Raw genomic sequence first — 15,230 nt, 5'->3', positions numbered from 1 at the left:
CCCGGCACCGCCCTCCCCGGTCAGCGCGGCAACGCGCTGAAGTCGTACTGCCAGGCCCTCCGCCACCACGACATCGGGTCGCTCGTCCCCATCGGCCGCACGACCGCGGTCATCAGCCCGCCGTGGCCGGGAAGACCCACGGTGAGCCGGCCCTCGTGTGTGCCCGCGACCCACATGACACCGGCGCCGGCGACGTTCGCGACCAGGTCTGCGTTCGGCCTCGGGAACCGCACCGCCGCCGGGCAGCTCCGCGATCCCGGCGACGTGGTGCCCGCGCTGCCAGGGGAACAGCCTGACCGGCACCGGGGTCCACTCCTGGGCACCGGCCACGGCCCTGGCGTTGTCCCGGTCCTGGCGGAACCACTCGATCGAGACGGGAAGAAGAACAGCCCGGGGACCAGCAGCGCGGACGCGACCAGTCCGGCCGGCGCGAGCGGGGACAGGCTCAGCGCGGTCAGCGCCGTCACGGTCACGAGCGTCAGCAGCGGGAACACCCACAGCATGTGCCTGAGCCCGCGCATCAGGCCGATCCCGCCATAGATCCGCTTCTCGCCCGCGGGACGGCCGAGCACACGCTCCACGCGTTCGGCAGGCTGGTACTCCCCTTCCTCGGTCGACGCCAGGTACATCGACGTCGAGCCCGCGGCCCTCACCAGCGCCCGGCCCTCCGCGTCCGGCCCGAGGACGAAGACCTCCTGCCGTTCCAGCACCACTTCAGGCAGGTCGTCGAACGCGCCCCTGAGCACCAGCCCGTCGAACAGCAGCCGGTCGACCGGGTCGATCTCCTGCTTCTCGGCGACCACCGCCGAGGCGCGCCGCCACGGTTCGTCGAACAGCCCACGCCGCAGCGCGCGCCGGACACCTCGGTTCGGCAGCCAGCCGGCCAGCGACATCGCCGCCACCACTCCCATCACGACTCGCGCGGCCGTGTTGCCCGGCGAGTCCGGCAGGAAGAAGGTGGCGGCGAACGTCATGGCGGCGCTGAGCGTCTCCACGCGGTGCCGCGTGGAGACGCGGACGTCGACGAGCGCGAGGCGGGTGGACCAGTCGTCCTTCGCGGGCACGTCGGTCCGCGGTTCCAGGTGGTGCAGCACCAGCCCCCCAGCTATGCCTTGGCGGCGACCTCCCGGATCAGGTTCGCGAGTTCGGCCGGCCGCTCAAGGGGAAGCATATGACCCGCGTCCGACAAGATCACCGACGTTCCGCCGAACTTCACCGCGTCCGACTCCGGCACCAGACGGTCCTCGTCCCCCACGACGGCGACGACGGCCTTCTCCTTGGCCACCATCAGCCCGGCCTCGCGGTCGTAGCGGTCCACGGCGGGCCGGAACAGCGCGATCGTCTCCGGCCAGTGCCCCCACACCACGTCCGCGGTCAGGTCGACGTCCTCGTCCGACGGCTCGTCGCCGAACAGCCACCAGCGCAGCCCCGCAGTCTTGGCCGGCTCGATCTTCTCCCGCACCGCGCGCACGATCGGCCCGAACGCCCGTTCCAGTTCCCGCACGAGCTTCCCGACGGCCTTGGGCCACGCCAGCGACGTCTCGGACATGCCGCTCGCCGCCGTGGACACGAACACGTTGCCCAGCACCCGTTGCCGGAACAGCCGCGGCCTGCGTTCGGCCATCGCGAGTGCCGCCATGCCGCCCATCGAGTGCCCGGCGATCACGACCTGGCCCTGCGGCACCGCGCGTTCGATCAGCTCGCCCAGGTCCTCGCCGAGCTGGTCGATCGTGGCCGTCTCCTTGGACGCGCCGCCCGACCCGCCGTGGCCGCGGTGGTCGTAGGCGATGACCTGGAACTCGGGGCTCAGTTGCTCCACGACCTTGTGCCAGGTGCGGTGGTCGAGGGCGTAGCCGTGCGCGAGCACGACCGTCACCGGTGAATCGGGGTCGCCCGCGCGCAGCACGTTGAGCTCGGTTCCGTCTTCCAGCCGCACCATGCGGAGTTCCTTTCGCCGTGTCGTCTGTTCGTCCTAACGAGACGACACGGCGAAAGGACACGCCCTAAACGCGGCCGAGCACCACAGGAGGCGGCAACTGCCCGCCACCGACACCCGGCACACCGCGGAAGTCGTAGGCCGTCGCCCTGCCGCCGGGCTGGATGATCCACGCCTCCCCCGGCCCGCCGTCGGCCAGCACCGACTGCACGGCCTCCGCGACGTCCGAGGGCGTCAGCAACGGGAACCCGGCCGCGGCGAACTCCTCCTTCGCCCCGCCCAGCAGCAACGTGTCGACGAACCCGGGGCACAGCGCGGAGACCGTGATGTTGTCGCCTGCCAACGCCTTGCCCGCGGCCCGCGCGTACCCGACGACCGCGTGCTTGGTCAGCGTGTACAGCGGATCGGACGGCATCGCGGTGATCCCCGCCAGCGATGCCGTGATCACGACCTTCCCGCCGCCCTGCCGCCGCAACGCCGGCACGGCCGCGCAGAGCCCGTACACGACGTGGTCGACGTTGACGCCGACCAGCTTGCGGTAGCGGGCGACGTCCAGCGCGTCGTCCACACCGGCCTGGCCGCCGCCGATGCCGGCGTTGAGGTGCACGACGTCGAGGCGTCCGAGCTCCCTCTCCACCTGCGCCACGGCGGCGGGCATGGTCGCGGGATCGCTGACGTCACCGGCGATGGCGATCCCGCCCACCGAGGACGCGACCCGGTGTGCGCCGACGGCGTCGAGGTCGAGCACCGCGACCTGGGCCCCGAGCTTCGCGAGCCGCCGCGCCACGGCGGAGCCGATCCCTCCCGCGCCGCCCGTGACCAGCGCGACCCGTCCAGTCAAGTCCACAGTGGACACGGCGGTCTCCTCAGCTGTTGCGCAGGAATCGGTCGAGGACCCGGACGCCGAACTTCAGGGCGTCCACCGGCACGCGCTCGTCCACGCCGTGGAAGAGCCCGGAGAAGTCGAGGTCGGCGGGCAGCTTCAGCGGCGCGAAGCCGAAGTTGCGGATGCCGAGCGTCTGGAACGACTTGGCGTCCGTGCCGCCGGAGAGCATGTACGGCAGCACGCGGGCGCCGGGGTCCTCAGCGATGATCGACGCCGTCATCGCGTCGACCAGTGCGCCGTCGAACGTCGTCTCGACCGGCGGCAGGCCGACCCACTCGCGTTCGACGTCCGGGCCGAGGAGCTCGGCGAGCTCGCGGTCGAACGCCTCCTCTCGGCCCGGCAGGATGCGGCAGTCCACAGTGGCCTCGGCGGTCGACGGGATGACGTTCGCCTTGTACCCGGCGGAGAGCATCGTCGGGTTCGCCGTGTCGCGCAGCGTCGCGCCGATCATCCGCGACAGCGCGCCGAGCTTGCCGATCGAGCCCTCGACGTCATCGTCGGGGAACTCGAGGCCGGTGATCTCGGTGACGCCGTCGAGGAACTCCCGCACGGACGGGCGGATGATCAGCGGCCACTGGTGCTGGTCGAGCTTGGTGACGGCGGCGGCGAGCTTCGCCACGGCGTTGTCGCGGTGGATCATGCTGCCGTGCCCGGCGGTGCCCTTGACGCGCAGCTTGAGCCAGCGGATGCCCTTCTCCGCGGTCTCGACGAGGTACGCGCGGACGTCGTCCTTGAGGGTGATCGAGAAGCCGCCGACCTCGCTGATCGCCTCGGTGACGCCCTCGAACAGCTCGGGCCGGTTCTCCACCAGCCACTTCGCGCCGTAGAGGCCGCCCGCCTCCTCGTCGGCCAGGAACGCGAACACGATGTCGCGCGGCGGCACGACGTTCTCGCGCTTGAAGTGCCGGGCCAGGGCCAGCGTCATGCCGACCATGTCCTTCATGTCGACCGCGCCGCGGCCCCACACGTACCCGTCCTGCACGGCGCCGGAGAACGGGTGCACCGACCACTCGGAGGCGTCGGCGGGCACCACGTCGAGGTGGCCGTGCACGAGAAGCGCGCCACGGCTGGGGTCGGCGCCCTGGAGGCGCGCGACGACGTTGCCGCGGCCCTTGGCCCCCGACTCCACGTAGGTCGTCTCGTAGCCGACCTCGGACAGCTTCTCGGCCACCCACTCGGCGGCCTTGCGCTCGCCCACGACCGTCGCGGGATCACCCGTGTTCGTCGTGTCGATCCTGATCAGCTCACTGACGAGGGTGACGACCTCGTCCTCCGCCAGTGCCAGTGCGTTCCCCGTTGTGCTCACCCCGTCTTCCTACCACCAGTCAGAACACGGACCAGCCCGTGAGAGTGGTGAAACGGTCCAGCGCGTCGAGACCCGCGACGGAGTTGCCGCGTGCGTCCAATGCTGGACTCCAGACGCAGATCGCGCACTTCCCGGGGACGACGGCGATGATCCCGCCGCCGACGCCGCTCTTGCCGGGCAGGCCGACGCGATAGGCGAACTGGCCGGCGGCGTCGTAGGTGCCGCACGTGAGCATCACGGCGTTGACGCGCTTGGCGCCGCTGACGCCGAGCAGCCGCGTGCCGTCGTTGCGGACGCCGTGGCGGGCGAGGAAGAGGGTGGCGCGGGCAAGATCAGCGCAGCTCATCGCAATCGAACACTGCCGCACGTACTCGTGCAGCACCACGTCGACAGGGTTGCGCATGTTGCCGTAGGAGGCCATGAAGTGCGCGAGCGCGCGATTGCGATCGCTGTGGTCCAGCTCGGACTTGGCGACCTCGGGATCGACGTCCAGCGCCGGGTTGCCGCTTTCCTGCCGCAGGAACTCGAGCAGCCGGTCCGCGGCGCCGAGGCCCAGGTGGTCGGTGACGACGACCGCGCCCGCGTTGATGAACGGGTTGCGCGGGATGCCCTGCTCGGTCTCCAGCTGGACCAGCGAGTTGAACGGCGACCCGGACGGCTCGCGGCCGACGCGGGTCCACACGTCGTCGTTCTCGGCGAGGGCCAGAGCCAGCATGAACGCCTTGGAGATGCTCTGGATCGAGAACGGCCTGTCGTACTGCCCCGCGCCGAAGACCTCGCCGTCCAGGGTGGCGACGGCGAGGCCGAAGGCGTGCGGGTCGATCCTGGCCAGTGCCGGGATGTAGTCGGCTACGGCACCACCTGGCGTGACCTCTGAGGCGATCTGGTCCACCAGCTGCTGCAGCTCCATGCGCTCATCCCATCACGGGACGAGCTCTACGCCACCGTGAACTCGTAGAACTTGGTGGGCTGGCCCGCGACGACGGTGCAGGGGACGTGGACGACGCCGATCCAGGTCGGCTCGCCGTTGTCGTAGCGCGGCGTCAGCGCCAGGTCCGCGTTGCCGAGGTTGATCGACGTCGTGCCGGCGTTGGCCAGCGTCAGCGCGGGCAGGGTGCCGCTGGCGACGACCTGGAACGTGCCGGACGAGGGAACCGGCGTGTTCGGGATGGTCAGCGTCGACGACAGGTTCTGGACGCTGCCGGCGTTGTCCACGGCGATGTTCGTGGTGAGCGTGCCGTCGACGGAACGGCCGCCGATCCACCACAGCGTGTTGCGGACGTCGTCGGACACGGTGGACGTCACCGTCGCCGACGCCGGCTCGGTCGGCACCCCGACGGCGGCCGAGTCCGGCAGGTTCGGTGAGCTGACCACGGTCGGCACGTCGTGCGTGCCCGCGACCGAGAACTGGCACGAGTAGGTGAGGCTCAGCTCGGCGGTCGCGGCGGAACTCGTGCCGGCCGTCGCCACGCTCAGCGCTCCGGCAACCATCAGAACTGCGGCTGCGCGCGTGAAAAGTCCGGTCTTCATCTGCAGGGACCTCCTGAAGTACGTCATTGAACTGCAAGAAGGCGGTGTTGCTTTACTCGCCAGTAAAGTAGCCAGCTTTGATTCGGCAAGGCAAGCGAAAACCGACTTTTGTCACCTGCGTACGAAATGGCTTCCCGTTGTTTGTCAGTCGCGCAGCAACAAATAGTGCGCGCGCAGTGCAAGTTCGAGGTTGAACCGCTCTTCGGCGTCGTGCATCCGGTCGCCGAACAGTTCGTCCAACTGGTTGACGCGGTAGCGCACGGTCTGCGGGTGCACCTTCAGCCGGGCGGCGACCTCGGGCGCCCCGCCCCGCGCCGACAGCCACACCAGCAGCGTCTCGGCGAGCTTGGTGCGTTGCAGGTCGGTGAGCGGGGCTAGCGGCGCCAGCGCCCGTTCGGCGAGCTGCCGGGCCAGGAACTCGTCCGCGAGCACGGTCAGTTCGACGATGTGGTCGGCGCAGTCGAGAACCGGCCGGTCTGGCAGCACCTCCTCCCTGGACAGGGCGAGGACCCGGCGTGCGCAGGCCAGCGACCTGCGCACGTCCTGAGGAGCCACGGGCAGACCGACCGCCGCCCGCCATCCCGGCAGTGCCCTGCGCAGCCAGCGCGTCACCGCGGCGGGGTTCGGCACCAGCAGGTACGGCGTGGTGTCCTCGAAGTTGACCAGCACGTCGGCCGGCAGGTCGTCGGCGGGCGCGGCGGACGGCTCGAGCGCCACCGCCACCAGCCGGTCCGGCATCGGCCAGGCCGCCGCCCGCGCCGCGTCCAGCACCGCCTGCCAGTTGCCGGCGGAGTCGGCGACGAGCAGCTCCATCAGCTTGCGCCGCTTGCGTTCCAGCGTGCCGGCCGCACTCGCCTGCGCGGCCGCGTACCCCTCGACCGACAGGCTCACCAGCTCGTCGACGTGGGCGAACATCGCCTCGCCCAGCACCGACATGAGCCGCAGCGACAGCTCGCGCCGTTCGGCGAACCCGCAGACGTGCCGCCACGCCACCCGCGCGCCGATCCGGTAGGCGGCCTGCAGGCTGTCGAGGCTGCGCCCGGACTTGAACTCCCACGCGCCGAGCTTGCGGTGGATGTCGTCGTGCGGATCGGGTTCGGAATCCGGCGCGGCGATGCGGTCGACGAACTTCACCAACGCCTGCCGAATTCCGTCGACCACGTTGTCGCGGAACGTGCTGTATTCCGGAATCGATTTCTCGATCGCCTCGAAAATACTCACCGAGACGGGCGCGACTTCCATTCGGAGCAACGGCGCCAGCTCCCGCGGGACCGATCTGCGCGGATCGTCCAGCCCAGTCATCCTGGCGAGTGTAGGAGGAAAACGGAACCGGGTCGTTCAGCCAACCGGGCCAACCGGTTCACACGAAGAACAGCCGAGCGACAGCATCACGGGCGACCAGGAACCCGGCGATGCCGAGGATCCAGCCCGTCGTGCTCGCCCCCTTCTCCGCGAACCACGTGCTGATCCTCGTGAGGAACGGCTCGATCCTCTCCCGCACGGCCAGCCTGGCGCCGAGCAGCAGGAGGGCCGGCAGGATCATGACCAGGCAGTACGCGGCGAGCAGCAGCCCGATCTGCCCCGCGTCGAGGTCCGCGGTGCTCATCATCCCGATCGCGCCGAGGTACGGCAGCATCGTCGCGAGTTCGACGACGCCCGCCAGCACCGCCACTCCCGCCAGCGCGGCCGCCGACCCGTTGGCGTTGATCCGGTTCTGCCACTTGCCGGTGTCCGGCTTCTTCTTGCCGTCGAACCGGAAGCTGATCACGAACAGGAAGACGCCGATCACCAGCTGGATCCACAGCGCGACCGGTCCGTCGAGGTGGCCGACCACCTGCGACGCCCCCAGCACGATCAGAACACCGACCACGAAGTAGAAGACCGTGATCGTGCCGAGGTAGACGGCGAACCTGCTCACCCTCAGCCGCCCCGGCGTGAGCATCAGCCAGATCGGGATGAACAGCGTCCCGATGCTCGTCGAGTCGAGCAGCGCCAGCCCCGCCAGCGCCGCCACCAGTCCCAGCGTCATGTTCTCCCCCACAGTCGTTCGAGCTGACGGCCGATCACGCGTGCCGCCACCTCCCCTGTCATCACTTCGGGCTCCAGCGCCCGTTGCACCGTCACCCCGTCGACCAGTGCCGCGAGCCCGACGGCCTCCCCGCCGTCCAGGCCCGCCGCCTCCAGCACGTGCCGGCACAGGTCTCTGATCACACGTGCGCCCTCGACGTGCCGTTGGAGCAGCACAGGATTCGCGGCCGCACGAGCAGTGAACGCAAGCCACACACGTGCGCGGGCCGGATCGCCCACGAGCGCGATGGCACACAACGCCTCGTGCAGCCGTTCCTCGTGGCTCCCCTCCTGCTCGAGGACCGTCGTCACGCTCGTCGTGAGCTCCTCGGTGAGCTGGTCCTGCGCGAACAGCAGCAGCTCGTCCTTGCTGCGGAAGTACTTCTGCAGCAGGCCCGTGGTGGCGCCCAGCTCCCTGGCGATCCTGGGGAGGCTCGCCGCGTCCAGCCCTTCGGCGTCGACCACCCGGTAGAGGGCGGCCACCACCTGCTGACGCCGTTCGACGGGATCCGCGCGTTTTGGCACAGTCGTAAGATTACGACCTTGATCTGATCACGGCAAGTCAGCGGCGCACAAGCCATGACATCTGTCATGGGGAACTGGTGTGTGGCAGCACTGCCGGTGCACCGTTCCTCCCGAGATCGTTGAGGCATGACAGCGATCGAGGTGCGGGGGCTGACTCGCCGGTACAGCGGAGGTTTCGAAGCTGTGCGGGGCGTGTCGTTTGATGTGGAGCGAGGCGAGATGTTCGCTCTCCTCGGCACGAACGGTGCCGGGAAGACCTCGACGGTAGAGGTGGTGGAAGGGCTCTCACGCCCGGCCGAGGGGTCCGTGCGCGTGCTGGGCCACGACCCGTTCGCGGAACGCAAGCTCGTCCGGCCGCGGATGGGCGTGATGCTGCAGGAGGGCGGCTTCCCGCCCGACCTGACCGTGAGCGAGGCGGCGCGGATGTGGGCGGGGACGCTGACGTCGCCGCGGCCCGTCGACGAGGCGTTGTCCCTCGTCGACCTGGCCCACCGGGCGGCGGTGCGGGTGAAGCAGCTGTCCGGCGGTGAGCGGCGGCGGCTGGACCTGGCCCTGGCGTTGCTGGGCAAGCCGGAGGTGCTGTTCCTCGACGAGCCGACCACCGGACTCGACCCGGAGAGCCGGCGCAACACGTGGGAGCTCATCCGCGCCCTGTTGCGCGAGGGCGTGACCGTGCTGCTGACCACGCACTACCTGGAGGAGGCGCAGGCGCTGGCCGACCGGCTGGCGATCATGCACCGCGGCCGGATCGTGGCGCAGGGCACGGTGTCCGAGGTCGTGGACGCGTACCCGTCGCGCATCTCGTTCGTGCCGCCGGAGGGGATCGCGCTGCCCGTCGTCGCCGAAGTGGAGTCGTCGGGGCGCGTGACCGTGCGGACCAACGAACTGCAGTCCACCCTGCACGGGCTCCTCGTGTGGGCTCAGCACAACAACGTCGAACTGTCCGGTTTGGACGCCCGGTCGGCGTCGCTCGAAGAGGCGTTCCTGGCGATCGCGGAGGAGGCGGCATGAAGGCCGTGGCTGTGGGACAGGCCGAGCTGAAGTTGTTCTGGCGCAACCGGACCGCGCTGTTCAACTCGTTGCTGCTGCCGTTGTTGCTGGCGCCGGTGCTGTACTCGGTGGACGCTGACGGCGTGCCGCTGGTCGTCGGGTTGATCGGGTTCGCGCTGCTGATGGCGGTGTACTACAACCTGGTGACCACGTTCGTCGCGCGGCGTGAGGAGCTGGTGCTCAAGCGGCTGCGCGTCGGCGAGCTGACCGATCCGGAGATCCTGGCCGGCGCCGCCCTGCCGTCCGTCGTGGTCGCCCTGGGGCAGATGGTGCTCTACACCGTGGTCGTCGGGGTGATCACCGGCGTGGCGCTGCCGACGCGGCCGTGGTTCCTGCTGCTCGGTGTGCTCGGCGGCGTCGCGGTGTTCGTGCTCCTCGCGGCGGCGTCCTCGGCGTTCACCCGGACCGTGGAGATGGCGCAGGTGACGTCGTTGCCGGTGCTGATGGCGTGCATGTTGGGCTCCGGCCTGATCTTCCCGCTCTCGGTGCTGCCCGAAGTACTCGCCTCGGTGCTGGAGTACCTGCCGCTGACGCCGGTGCTCGAACTGCTGCGCGCCGGGTGGGTCGACGGACCCGTGCTGAAGCCGTTGATCGTCCTGGCGGTGTGGATCGTCCTGGGGACCTACGCTGTGCAGCGGTGGTTCAGGTGGGATCCGCGGAGGTGAGCTTGCTCGGCTGGTGGCGGTCGCGTGGCAGCGCGGCGCGGTTCGACCTGTTCGTCCGCTACACGTTCTACCTCAGTTACGTGTTCCTGCCACCGTTGCTGCTCACCAGCCTGGCCCCGGAGATCAGCACCGCCGCAATGGTCGTGCTCACCGCGGTGGTGGTGACGTACGTGGCCCTGAGCTGCCGCCTGGTCCACCTCGGCATCGAGCACCACCTCGGCCGCGGCCCGTTCCCGCGCACCCTGCTGACGACCTTCCTGGTCGCCACCTGCGCGGTCCTGGCCGCCGGAGCGCTGACCTACCCGGATCCGTTGCCCGGCAAGTCCGACAGCCCGGGCGACGGCATCTCGGTGATCTTCCTGGTCCTGGCGATCACGACCCTGTCCGCCGTGCTCCGCCCGCGCTACGTCGTGCTGGCGGCCGCGGCGGGCGGCGTCTGGATGCTGCTCACCGCCCCACCGGGCCACGCCCTGTTCATCAGCCTCATGCTGCAGTTCCTGGTGGCCGCGTTCCGCTCGACCCTCTGGATGCTCGCGATCGTCTGGGAGCTCGACCGCTCCCGCGAGGTCCGCGCGAACCTGGCCGTGGCCGAGGAACGCCTCCGCTTCGCCCGCGATCTGCACGACGTGGTGGGCCGAAACCTCTCGGCCGTAGCGCTGAAGGCCGACCTGGCAGCCCAACTGGCCCGCCGCGGCCGTTCCTCGTCGGCGGTGGACGAGATGCTCGAGGTCCGCCAGATCGCCCAGGACTCCCTGGACGAGCTCCGCGCCGTGGTCAGCGGCTACCGCACCGCCGACCTCTCCGTGGAACTCGCGGGCGCCCGCTCACTCCTGGCCTCCGCCGGCATCGACTGCCGGGTGATAGGCGACGTGACGTTCGACGGCGAACCGGCCGGCGCCCTGGGCTGGGCGGTCCGCGAGGGCGTGACCAACGTCCTGCGCCACAGCGAGGCCAAGACGTGCACGATCACGTTGCGCGGCAAGGTCCTCACGATGACGAACGACGGCGTCCCGCCAGACCCGTTCCGCTTCGGCAGCGGCCTGACGGGCCTGCACGAACGCGTAGCGGCCCTCGGCGGCTCAGTGACCGCGACCCCGGAAGCCCCCAACCGCTTCGTCCTCACCGTGGAGCTCCCGTGATCCGCATCCTCCTGGCCGACGACGAGCACCTGATCCGAGGCGCCATGGCAGCCTTGTTGTCGCTGGAGGACGACCTCGAGGTAGTAGCCCAAGCCGCAACCGGCGCCGAAGCCATAGCCACCGCCCGAGTGGTCCGCCCGGACGTGGCCGTGATCGACCTGCAGATGCCAGACCTCGACGGCGTAGCGGTAGCCCAGTCCCTGGCCCTCGAACTGCCGACGTGCTCCACCATGATCGTCACCAGCCACGGTCGCCCAGGCCACCTGAAACGCGCGCTAGCAGCAGGAGTACGAGGCTTCCTGCCCAAGACCGTCTCCTCGGACGTCCTGGCCACGGTGGTCAGGACCGTCCACACAGGAGGCCGCTACGTGGACCCGGCCCTGGCCGCCGAGGCCATCAGCGCAGGCGACAGCCCGCTAACCCCACGAGAAGCAGACGTTCTGGAACTAGCACTGGAAGGCGCCCCCATCGAGGAAATAGCCCGCCGCGCCTCCCTCTCCCCAGGCACGGTCCGCAACTACCTCTCCTCAGCCGTGGGCAAAACCGGCGCCTCGAACCGTCACGAAGCAGCCCGCTTCGCCAGGGCAAAGGGCTGGATCTAACCCTCCCACCACCGAAGAACCCTCATCGCGTAGAAGGTGAGCCACTTAGACGGCAACCCCTTCTCAACGTCGATCTCAAACCAAACGCGCCCAGGATGCCGCCCACCCTGCAACCAGGTCCCGTCGTCCTGCCGAGCAGACCGAACCACCTCAACGGCCTCAGCCATCCGAGGTTCCTTCACCCCGGCGGCCCGGAAGTAGTCCAACGCGTTGAGCACGCTGTACCCCCACCGAAACGGCGACCGGAACTCAAAGGCCCACTCCCCCACAACCTCCCCGGTCGACAACCGCCTGCAAAGCGCCCGCTCCAACAGGTACTCGCCCCCACGCACCCGAGCAGCCCGAGACCCGACAGTCCCGCCAGTGGCAACCTCGTGAGCCAGCAACCCTTTCAACGAGTTGAGCGTCGAGTGGCACGAAGACCGAACCGACCCCTCAACCCACTCGCAGTTCCACCCACCGTCCTCGAGCTGGTGCTCGACGAACCACTCGGCAATCCCCTCAACCGGCGCCCCAAGCCACACCCCGTTGGCCAAGGTCCAGGAGTTGATGCAGCAGTCCACCTCACCACCCCAGTAGGGCAGCCCTTCGTACTCCCACCGACACCCAGCCGCAAGCAACTCAACGGTCCCCTCAAGCACCGCCGGCTCAAGCCCCCACTCCCGCAACGAGGTCAACGACCAGGTAGTAGCCGTCCAAGGCTGCCCCTCCTCCTTCCTGTCGAACCCAGCTGGAAAGAAGGCTCCACCACCCCACATCCCATCAACACCCTGAAGCCCGACCAACCGAGCCCCAAAGCCCTCACGCCCAACCCGAGCCCGAGTAGCACGCCAAACAGCCTCAGGCGCCCCCACCAGATCCCGCTCGACCTGCCACCGCAACGCAGGGTCGAAGTCAAGCAACCACCCAGTAACCTCAACCACACAAGGACCCTAGCCCGCAACCCGCCAACCAGCACAGACACACCCCAGTCCCCCCGATTTTGGCGCGCGCTGACGATCATGTAACCTATGCACACACCACGGCGCGAGCCGGGGCTCAACTGAATACGTCCGGGTGGCGGAATGGCAGACGCGCTAGCTTGAGGTGCTAGTCCCCGAAAGGGGGTGGGGGTTCAAGTCCCCCCTCGGACACCAAAATGTCGCAAATTTGCGACGTCTACGTGGCAGGTGCTCAAGTCCACTTGAGCACCTGTTTTGCGTTTCCGTGCCACCCGCAGGTGGCGTTCGATGACGATTTCCTACATCCGCCCGATCGTCCCGGACACGACGCCGGAAAAGGCGTCCGACGCCTTGACCCGCGCCATTGCTCAGCCTCTCCCCCTGATCGCTGTCCCCGCGTCCCGGCCGCCCAGGCTGACGAACGTCCTGTACCGGATGGCCACCGTGGACCAGCGCGGCCGCGCTGGACTGGAACGCGGGCACGAGGCTGAACATCCGCGAGCACGACGGCCTGCTGGTCATCACCGCCGACCCGCACGGCGTCTTCCAGCCCACCAAGCAGGGCTACCTCCGCCTACCAGCAGACGCCCGCCGCGCCGCGGCCGTGAGCTGCGGCGACGGGGTGCTCCTTCTGACACACCTCGACCGCCATACCGTGACGGTGTTTCCACCCGTCGCACTGGACGGCCTCCTGCTGCGCGTCCTGCCAGGTGGTGAGGACGCATGACCGGCGCACCGACGCAAGCCGAACTCGACGCCGCACGCCTGGTCCTCGACCGCATGGGTGTCACAGCCGAGGACCTGCTCAACTCCGTCAAACCGCTGGCACCAACGTTCGGCGAATACATCCCAGTCGTGGCCGCTGCGGTCAGTGACGGCACCCGCCGCGCCTACACCCCGTACTGGAACCGCGTGCTCGACCAGTGGGCCGACATCTCGCTCAGCGACCGCACCCCCACCGACATCCAGCGGCTCGTCCAGCGCATCAAGGCCAACCTGACCGTCCGACGCAACACCCGCAACGGCAACTCCGCAGCCGAACAGCTCATCGCCGCACTGCGCTGCCTCTACCGGCACGCCGTCAACGACGAACTCATCGACGAACGCTCCAACCCTGTGGGGTGCCAAAACTGGGCCTGGCGGTCTGACCTGCGCATTAGGCCGCCGCGGGTACGTACTCGTTGGAGCTCTACGAGCCGGGATGGTCGTCACAGCGGATCGCTAAGCACTTCGGCGTAAGCGATGCGACAGTACGTAGCCGGCTGGCTGAGGCAGGAGTCAAGATGCGGGCGCGAGGGAGACCTCGTCTTAATTCCCGAGTTTACATGTCCCACGACTGCAGCCCAACGTCTGCGCAATGAATCTAAGTCCACTTCTACAGAGAACCCCATACGAGATATCGAGCTTTCGTCACTGCTCTCGACCCGGGCGATCCGCTACGCCGTGGGGATACTTAGGCGGCTCCAACCTCGCCAGCGTACCGTCAAGCTCACCACGATAGTAGATGACCTCGTCATCAAATGGCCCACCCAGCAGCCCGACCCGCCCGATGTACCTCGGCTCCTCACCTTGAGCGCCTTCGACCAGCTCGACGGGACTCAAGCGAACCTGCAGTCTCCACACTGTCGCCACACGTTCAGCGAAGCGCGGCTCGCAGACAAACGTGAAGCCACAGCGTTCGATCATGCGGTTATGCCCAAGCCGGAGAACGTAGTCGATCGCTAGGTCAATAGCCGCCTGCACTTTATAACTGCGACTAACAACCAATCCCGCCGTCTCACACTCCATGTATTGCCGCCGCGTCAACCACTTATTAATCCTCACCCAGACACGCTTTGGTCGACGGAGGACATACTCGAAGTGCACAGTTAACCCAGGGCTCAACACGTGGTCAATTCCCTGCATGTCTAACGTTGTCGTGCCATGATCTCCAAACCATGGCGCGTTGTAGTACGAGGTAAGCAATAACTCGTGGGAGACGTTGTTAACGATTCGTCCACGAACAACCACCTCGAAGTCACCGTCCTCCGTGAGGCCCTCCAGCTGCCGAAGCCCGTACCGCCTGGCCCCTTTTAAAAGTTTGTCGATCGGACTTTCATTCAGCTCGGATTCAGGCTCGAATTCGACAGCATCACTTTGGCGGTACTCGACCTCATCTATATACATGCTCGCAGCAGGTCTCGGATCTGCTCTCGACATCTCGTAAGCCGCTTGAGCAGATCTCTGTGTCAACTTGAGCGAGTTTCTCGCGATCTGACTCGATCGAAAAGAGAACAGCATCGAACCAAGTGCGATGACGGCCGAGGCTATTGGCAGCGCGGTGACCCAACTGATGTGCACGAACTCCCGTTTGCCGACACAGGTGTACCAACGAGGACTCTACTGCGAGTGACTCCACGCTTGGCCTGCATCACATCCAGCCATCCATCCCGCCTATTGCCGCTGCTCGCTGGCTACTGGCAGCACGACCGCGCCGCTGCACCCTGGGGAGGTGTGCAGCCCTCTTTTTAAGAGGGGGAAATGCGCAAGCGTTCATACGCAGCACTTGTTGCTGCGGTCGTTAGCATGCTCACGTTCACATCA

General features: G+C 68.2%; 16 protein-coding genes and 1 tRNA gene. 6 read left to right on the top strand and 11 right to left on the bottom strand.

Translation table 11 applies throughout. From position 1 onward, the window contains the following. Window positions 1-20 precede the first annotated feature (20 nt). The 9 genes from LX88_RS31585 to LX88_RS44435 all read right to left on the bottom strand — a co-directional run bounded on the left by LX88_RS31585 (window position 21) and on the right by LX88_RS44435 (window position 8,250). Window positions 21-1,094 (bottom strand): hypothetical protein, encoded by a 1,074-nt coding sequence (locus LX88_RS31585; protein WP_258951416.1) that lies wholly within the window; start codon window positions 1,092-1,094, stop codon window positions 21-23. Window positions 1,095-1,105: 11 nt separating this feature from the next. Beyond that, entirely contained in the window at window positions 1,106-1,939 is an 834-nt protein-coding gene (locus LX88_RS31580) for an alpha/beta fold hydrolase (protein ID WP_258951415.1), read from the bottom strand. A gap of 64 nt (window positions 1,940-2,003) precedes the next feature. After that, on the bottom strand, window positions 2,004-2,792 hold the full coding sequence (locus LX88_RS31575) for an SDR family NAD(P)-dependent oxidoreductase (RefSeq protein WP_258951414.1): 789 nt from the start codon (window positions 2,790-2,792) through the stop codon (window positions 2,004-2,006). A gap of 10 nt (window positions 2,793-2,802) precedes the next feature. Continuing rightward, entirely contained in the window at window positions 2,803-4,128 is a 1,326-nt protein-coding gene (locus LX88_RS31570) for a M20/M25/M40 family metallo-hydrolase (RefSeq protein WP_258951413.1), read from the bottom strand. Between the two features lie 19 nt (window positions 4,129-4,147). Next, the gene (locus LX88_RS31565) at window positions 4,148-5,038 is read right to left on the bottom strand and encodes a glutaminase (RefSeq protein ID WP_258951412.1); all 891 of its coding nucleotides are present in this window, start codon (window positions 5,036-5,038) and stop codon (window positions 4,148-4,150) included. A 26-nt stretch (window positions 5,039-5,064) separates the two neighbouring features. After that, a complete protein-coding gene (locus LX88_RS31560; protein ID WP_258951411.1) occupies window positions 5,065-5,658 on the bottom strand; it encodes a DUF6801 domain-containing protein in 594 nt (197 codons plus the stop codon). 144 nt (window positions 5,659-5,802) lie between these two features. Next, window positions 5,803-6,960 carry a PucR family transcriptional regulator gene (locus tag LX88_RS31555; RefSeq protein WP_258951410.1) on the bottom strand — a complete coding sequence of 386 codons (1,158 nt, stop codon included), beginning with the start codon at window positions 6,958-6,960 and terminating at the stop codon, window positions 5,803-5,805. 58 nt (window positions 6,961-7,018) lie between these two features. Further along, window positions 7,019-7,687 (bottom strand): GAP family protein, encoded by a 669-nt coding sequence (locus LX88_RS31550; protein WP_258951409.1) that lies wholly within the window; start codon window positions 7,685-7,687, stop codon window positions 7,019-7,021. Next, a complete protein-coding gene (locus LX88_RS44435; protein ID WP_258951408.1) occupies window positions 7,684-8,250 on the bottom strand; it encodes a TetR/AcrR family transcriptional regulator in 567 nt (188 codons plus the stop codon). The genes LX88_RS31550 and LX88_RS44435 overlap by 4 nt, the downstream gene beginning before the upstream one ends. A 126-nt stretch (window positions 8,251-8,376) precedes the next feature. On the opposite strand from LX88_RS44435, the gene LX88_RS31540 reads away from it, so the two are divergent. Genes LX88_RS31540 through LX88_RS31525 form a run of 4 tightly spaced genes read left to right on the top strand, consistent with a single transcriptional unit; the run spans window position 8,377 to window position 11,706 of the window. Further along, window positions 8,377-9,261 (top strand): ABC transporter ATP-binding protein, encoded by an 885-nt coding sequence (locus LX88_RS31540; RefSeq protein WP_258951407.1) that lies wholly within the window; start codon window positions 8,377-8,379, stop codon window positions 9,259-9,261. Continuing rightward, a complete protein-coding gene (locus tag LX88_RS31535; protein WP_258951406.1) occupies window positions 9,258-9,965 on the top strand; it encodes an ABC transporter permease in 708 nt (235 codons plus the stop codon). The genes LX88_RS31540 and LX88_RS31535 overlap by 4 nt, the downstream gene beginning before the upstream one ends. Beyond that, complete coding sequence (locus LX88_RS31530) at window positions 9,938-11,104, top strand: sensor histidine kinase (protein ID WP_258951405.1); 1,167 nt, start codon at window positions 9,938-9,940, stop codon at window positions 11,102-11,104. Before LX88_RS31535 ends, LX88_RS31530 begins: the two co-directional genes overlap by 28 nt. Continuing rightward, the gene (locus LX88_RS31525) at window positions 11,101-11,706 is read left to right on the top strand and encodes a response regulator transcription factor (protein WP_030475129.1); all 606 of its coding nucleotides are present in this window, start codon (window positions 11,101-11,103) and stop codon (window positions 11,704-11,706) included. Before LX88_RS31530 ends, LX88_RS31525 begins: the two co-directional genes overlap by 4 nt. Here the strand turns inward: LX88_RS31525 and LX88_RS31520 are convergent. Beyond that, the gene (locus tag LX88_RS31520; RefSeq protein ID WP_258951404.1) at window positions 11,703-12,383 is read right to left on the bottom strand and encodes a prenyltransferase/squalene oxidase repeat-containing protein; all 681 of its coding nucleotides are present in this window, start codon (window positions 12,381-12,383) and stop codon (window positions 11,703-11,705) included. The two genes, LX88_RS31525 and LX88_RS31520, sit on opposite strands and share 4 nt — an antisense overlap. A gap of 373 nt (window positions 12,384-12,756) precedes the next feature. Here LX88_RS31520 and LX88_RS31515 point away from each other — a divergent pair. Both LX88_RS31515 and LX88_RS31510 read left to right on the top strand, forming a co-directional pair. After that, a tRNA-Leu gene (locus tag LX88_RS31515) sits at window positions 12,757-12,842 on the top strand. A 528-nt stretch (window positions 12,843-13,370) separates the two neighbouring features. After that, window positions 13,371-13,886, top strand: coding sequence for a site-specific integrase (locus LX88_RS31510; RefSeq protein WP_258951403.1), 516 nt, complete (start codon window positions 13,371-13,373; stop codon window positions 13,884-13,886). Window positions 13,887-14,057: 171 nt separating this feature from the next. Here the strand turns inward: LX88_RS31510 and LX88_RS31505 are convergent, their stop codons facing one another. Beyond that, complete coding sequence (locus LX88_RS31505) at window positions 14,058-14,987, bottom strand: hypothetical protein (RefSeq protein ID WP_258951402.1); 930 nt, start codon at window positions 14,985-14,987, stop codon at window positions 14,058-14,060. Window positions 14,988-15,230 lie beyond the last annotated feature (243 nt).

Source organism: Lentzea californiensis (genome assembly GCF_024648825.1).
Classification (GTDB): Bacteria; Actinomycetota; Actinomycetes; order Mycobacteriales; family Pseudonocardiaceae; genus Lentzea; species Lentzea californiensis.
This window is presented reverse-complemented; position numbering and strand designations above follow the sequence as displayed.

Excerpts from the sequence above, each read along its gene's own strand:
- LX88_RS31580 (WP_258951415.1), bottom strand. The coding sequence starts at position 1,939 with ATGGTGCGGCTGGAAGACGGAACCGAGCTCAACGTGCTGCGCGCGGGC.
- LX88_RS31565 (WP_258951412.1), bottom strand. The coding sequence starts at position 5,038 with ATGGAGCTGCAGCAGCTGGTGGACCAGATCGCCTCAGAGGTCACGCCA.
- LX88_RS31560 (WP_258951411.1), bottom strand. The coding sequence starts at position 5,658 with ATGAAGACCGGACTTTTCACGCGCGCAGCCGCAGTTCTGATGGTTGCC.
- LX88_RS31555 (WP_258951410.1), bottom strand. The coding sequence starts at position 6,960 with ATGACTGGGCTGGACGATCCGCGCAGATCGGTCCCGCGGGAGCTGGCG.
- LX88_RS31550 (WP_258951409.1), bottom strand. The coding sequence starts at position 7,687 with ATGACGCTGGGACTGGTGGCGGCGCTGGCGGGGCTGGCGCTGCTCGAC.
- LX88_RS31540 (WP_258951407.1), top strand. The coding sequence starts at position 8,377 with ATGACAGCGATCGAGGTGCGGGGGCTGACTCGCCGGTACAGCGGAGGT.
- LX88_RS31535 (WP_258951406.1), top strand. The coding sequence starts at position 9,258 with ATGAAGGCCGTGGCTGTGGGACAGGCCGAGCTGAAGTTGTTCTGGCGC.
- LX88_RS31510 (WP_258951403.1), top strand. The coding sequence starts at position 13,371 with ATGACCGGCGCACCGACGCAAGCCGAACTCGACGCCGCACGCCTGGTC.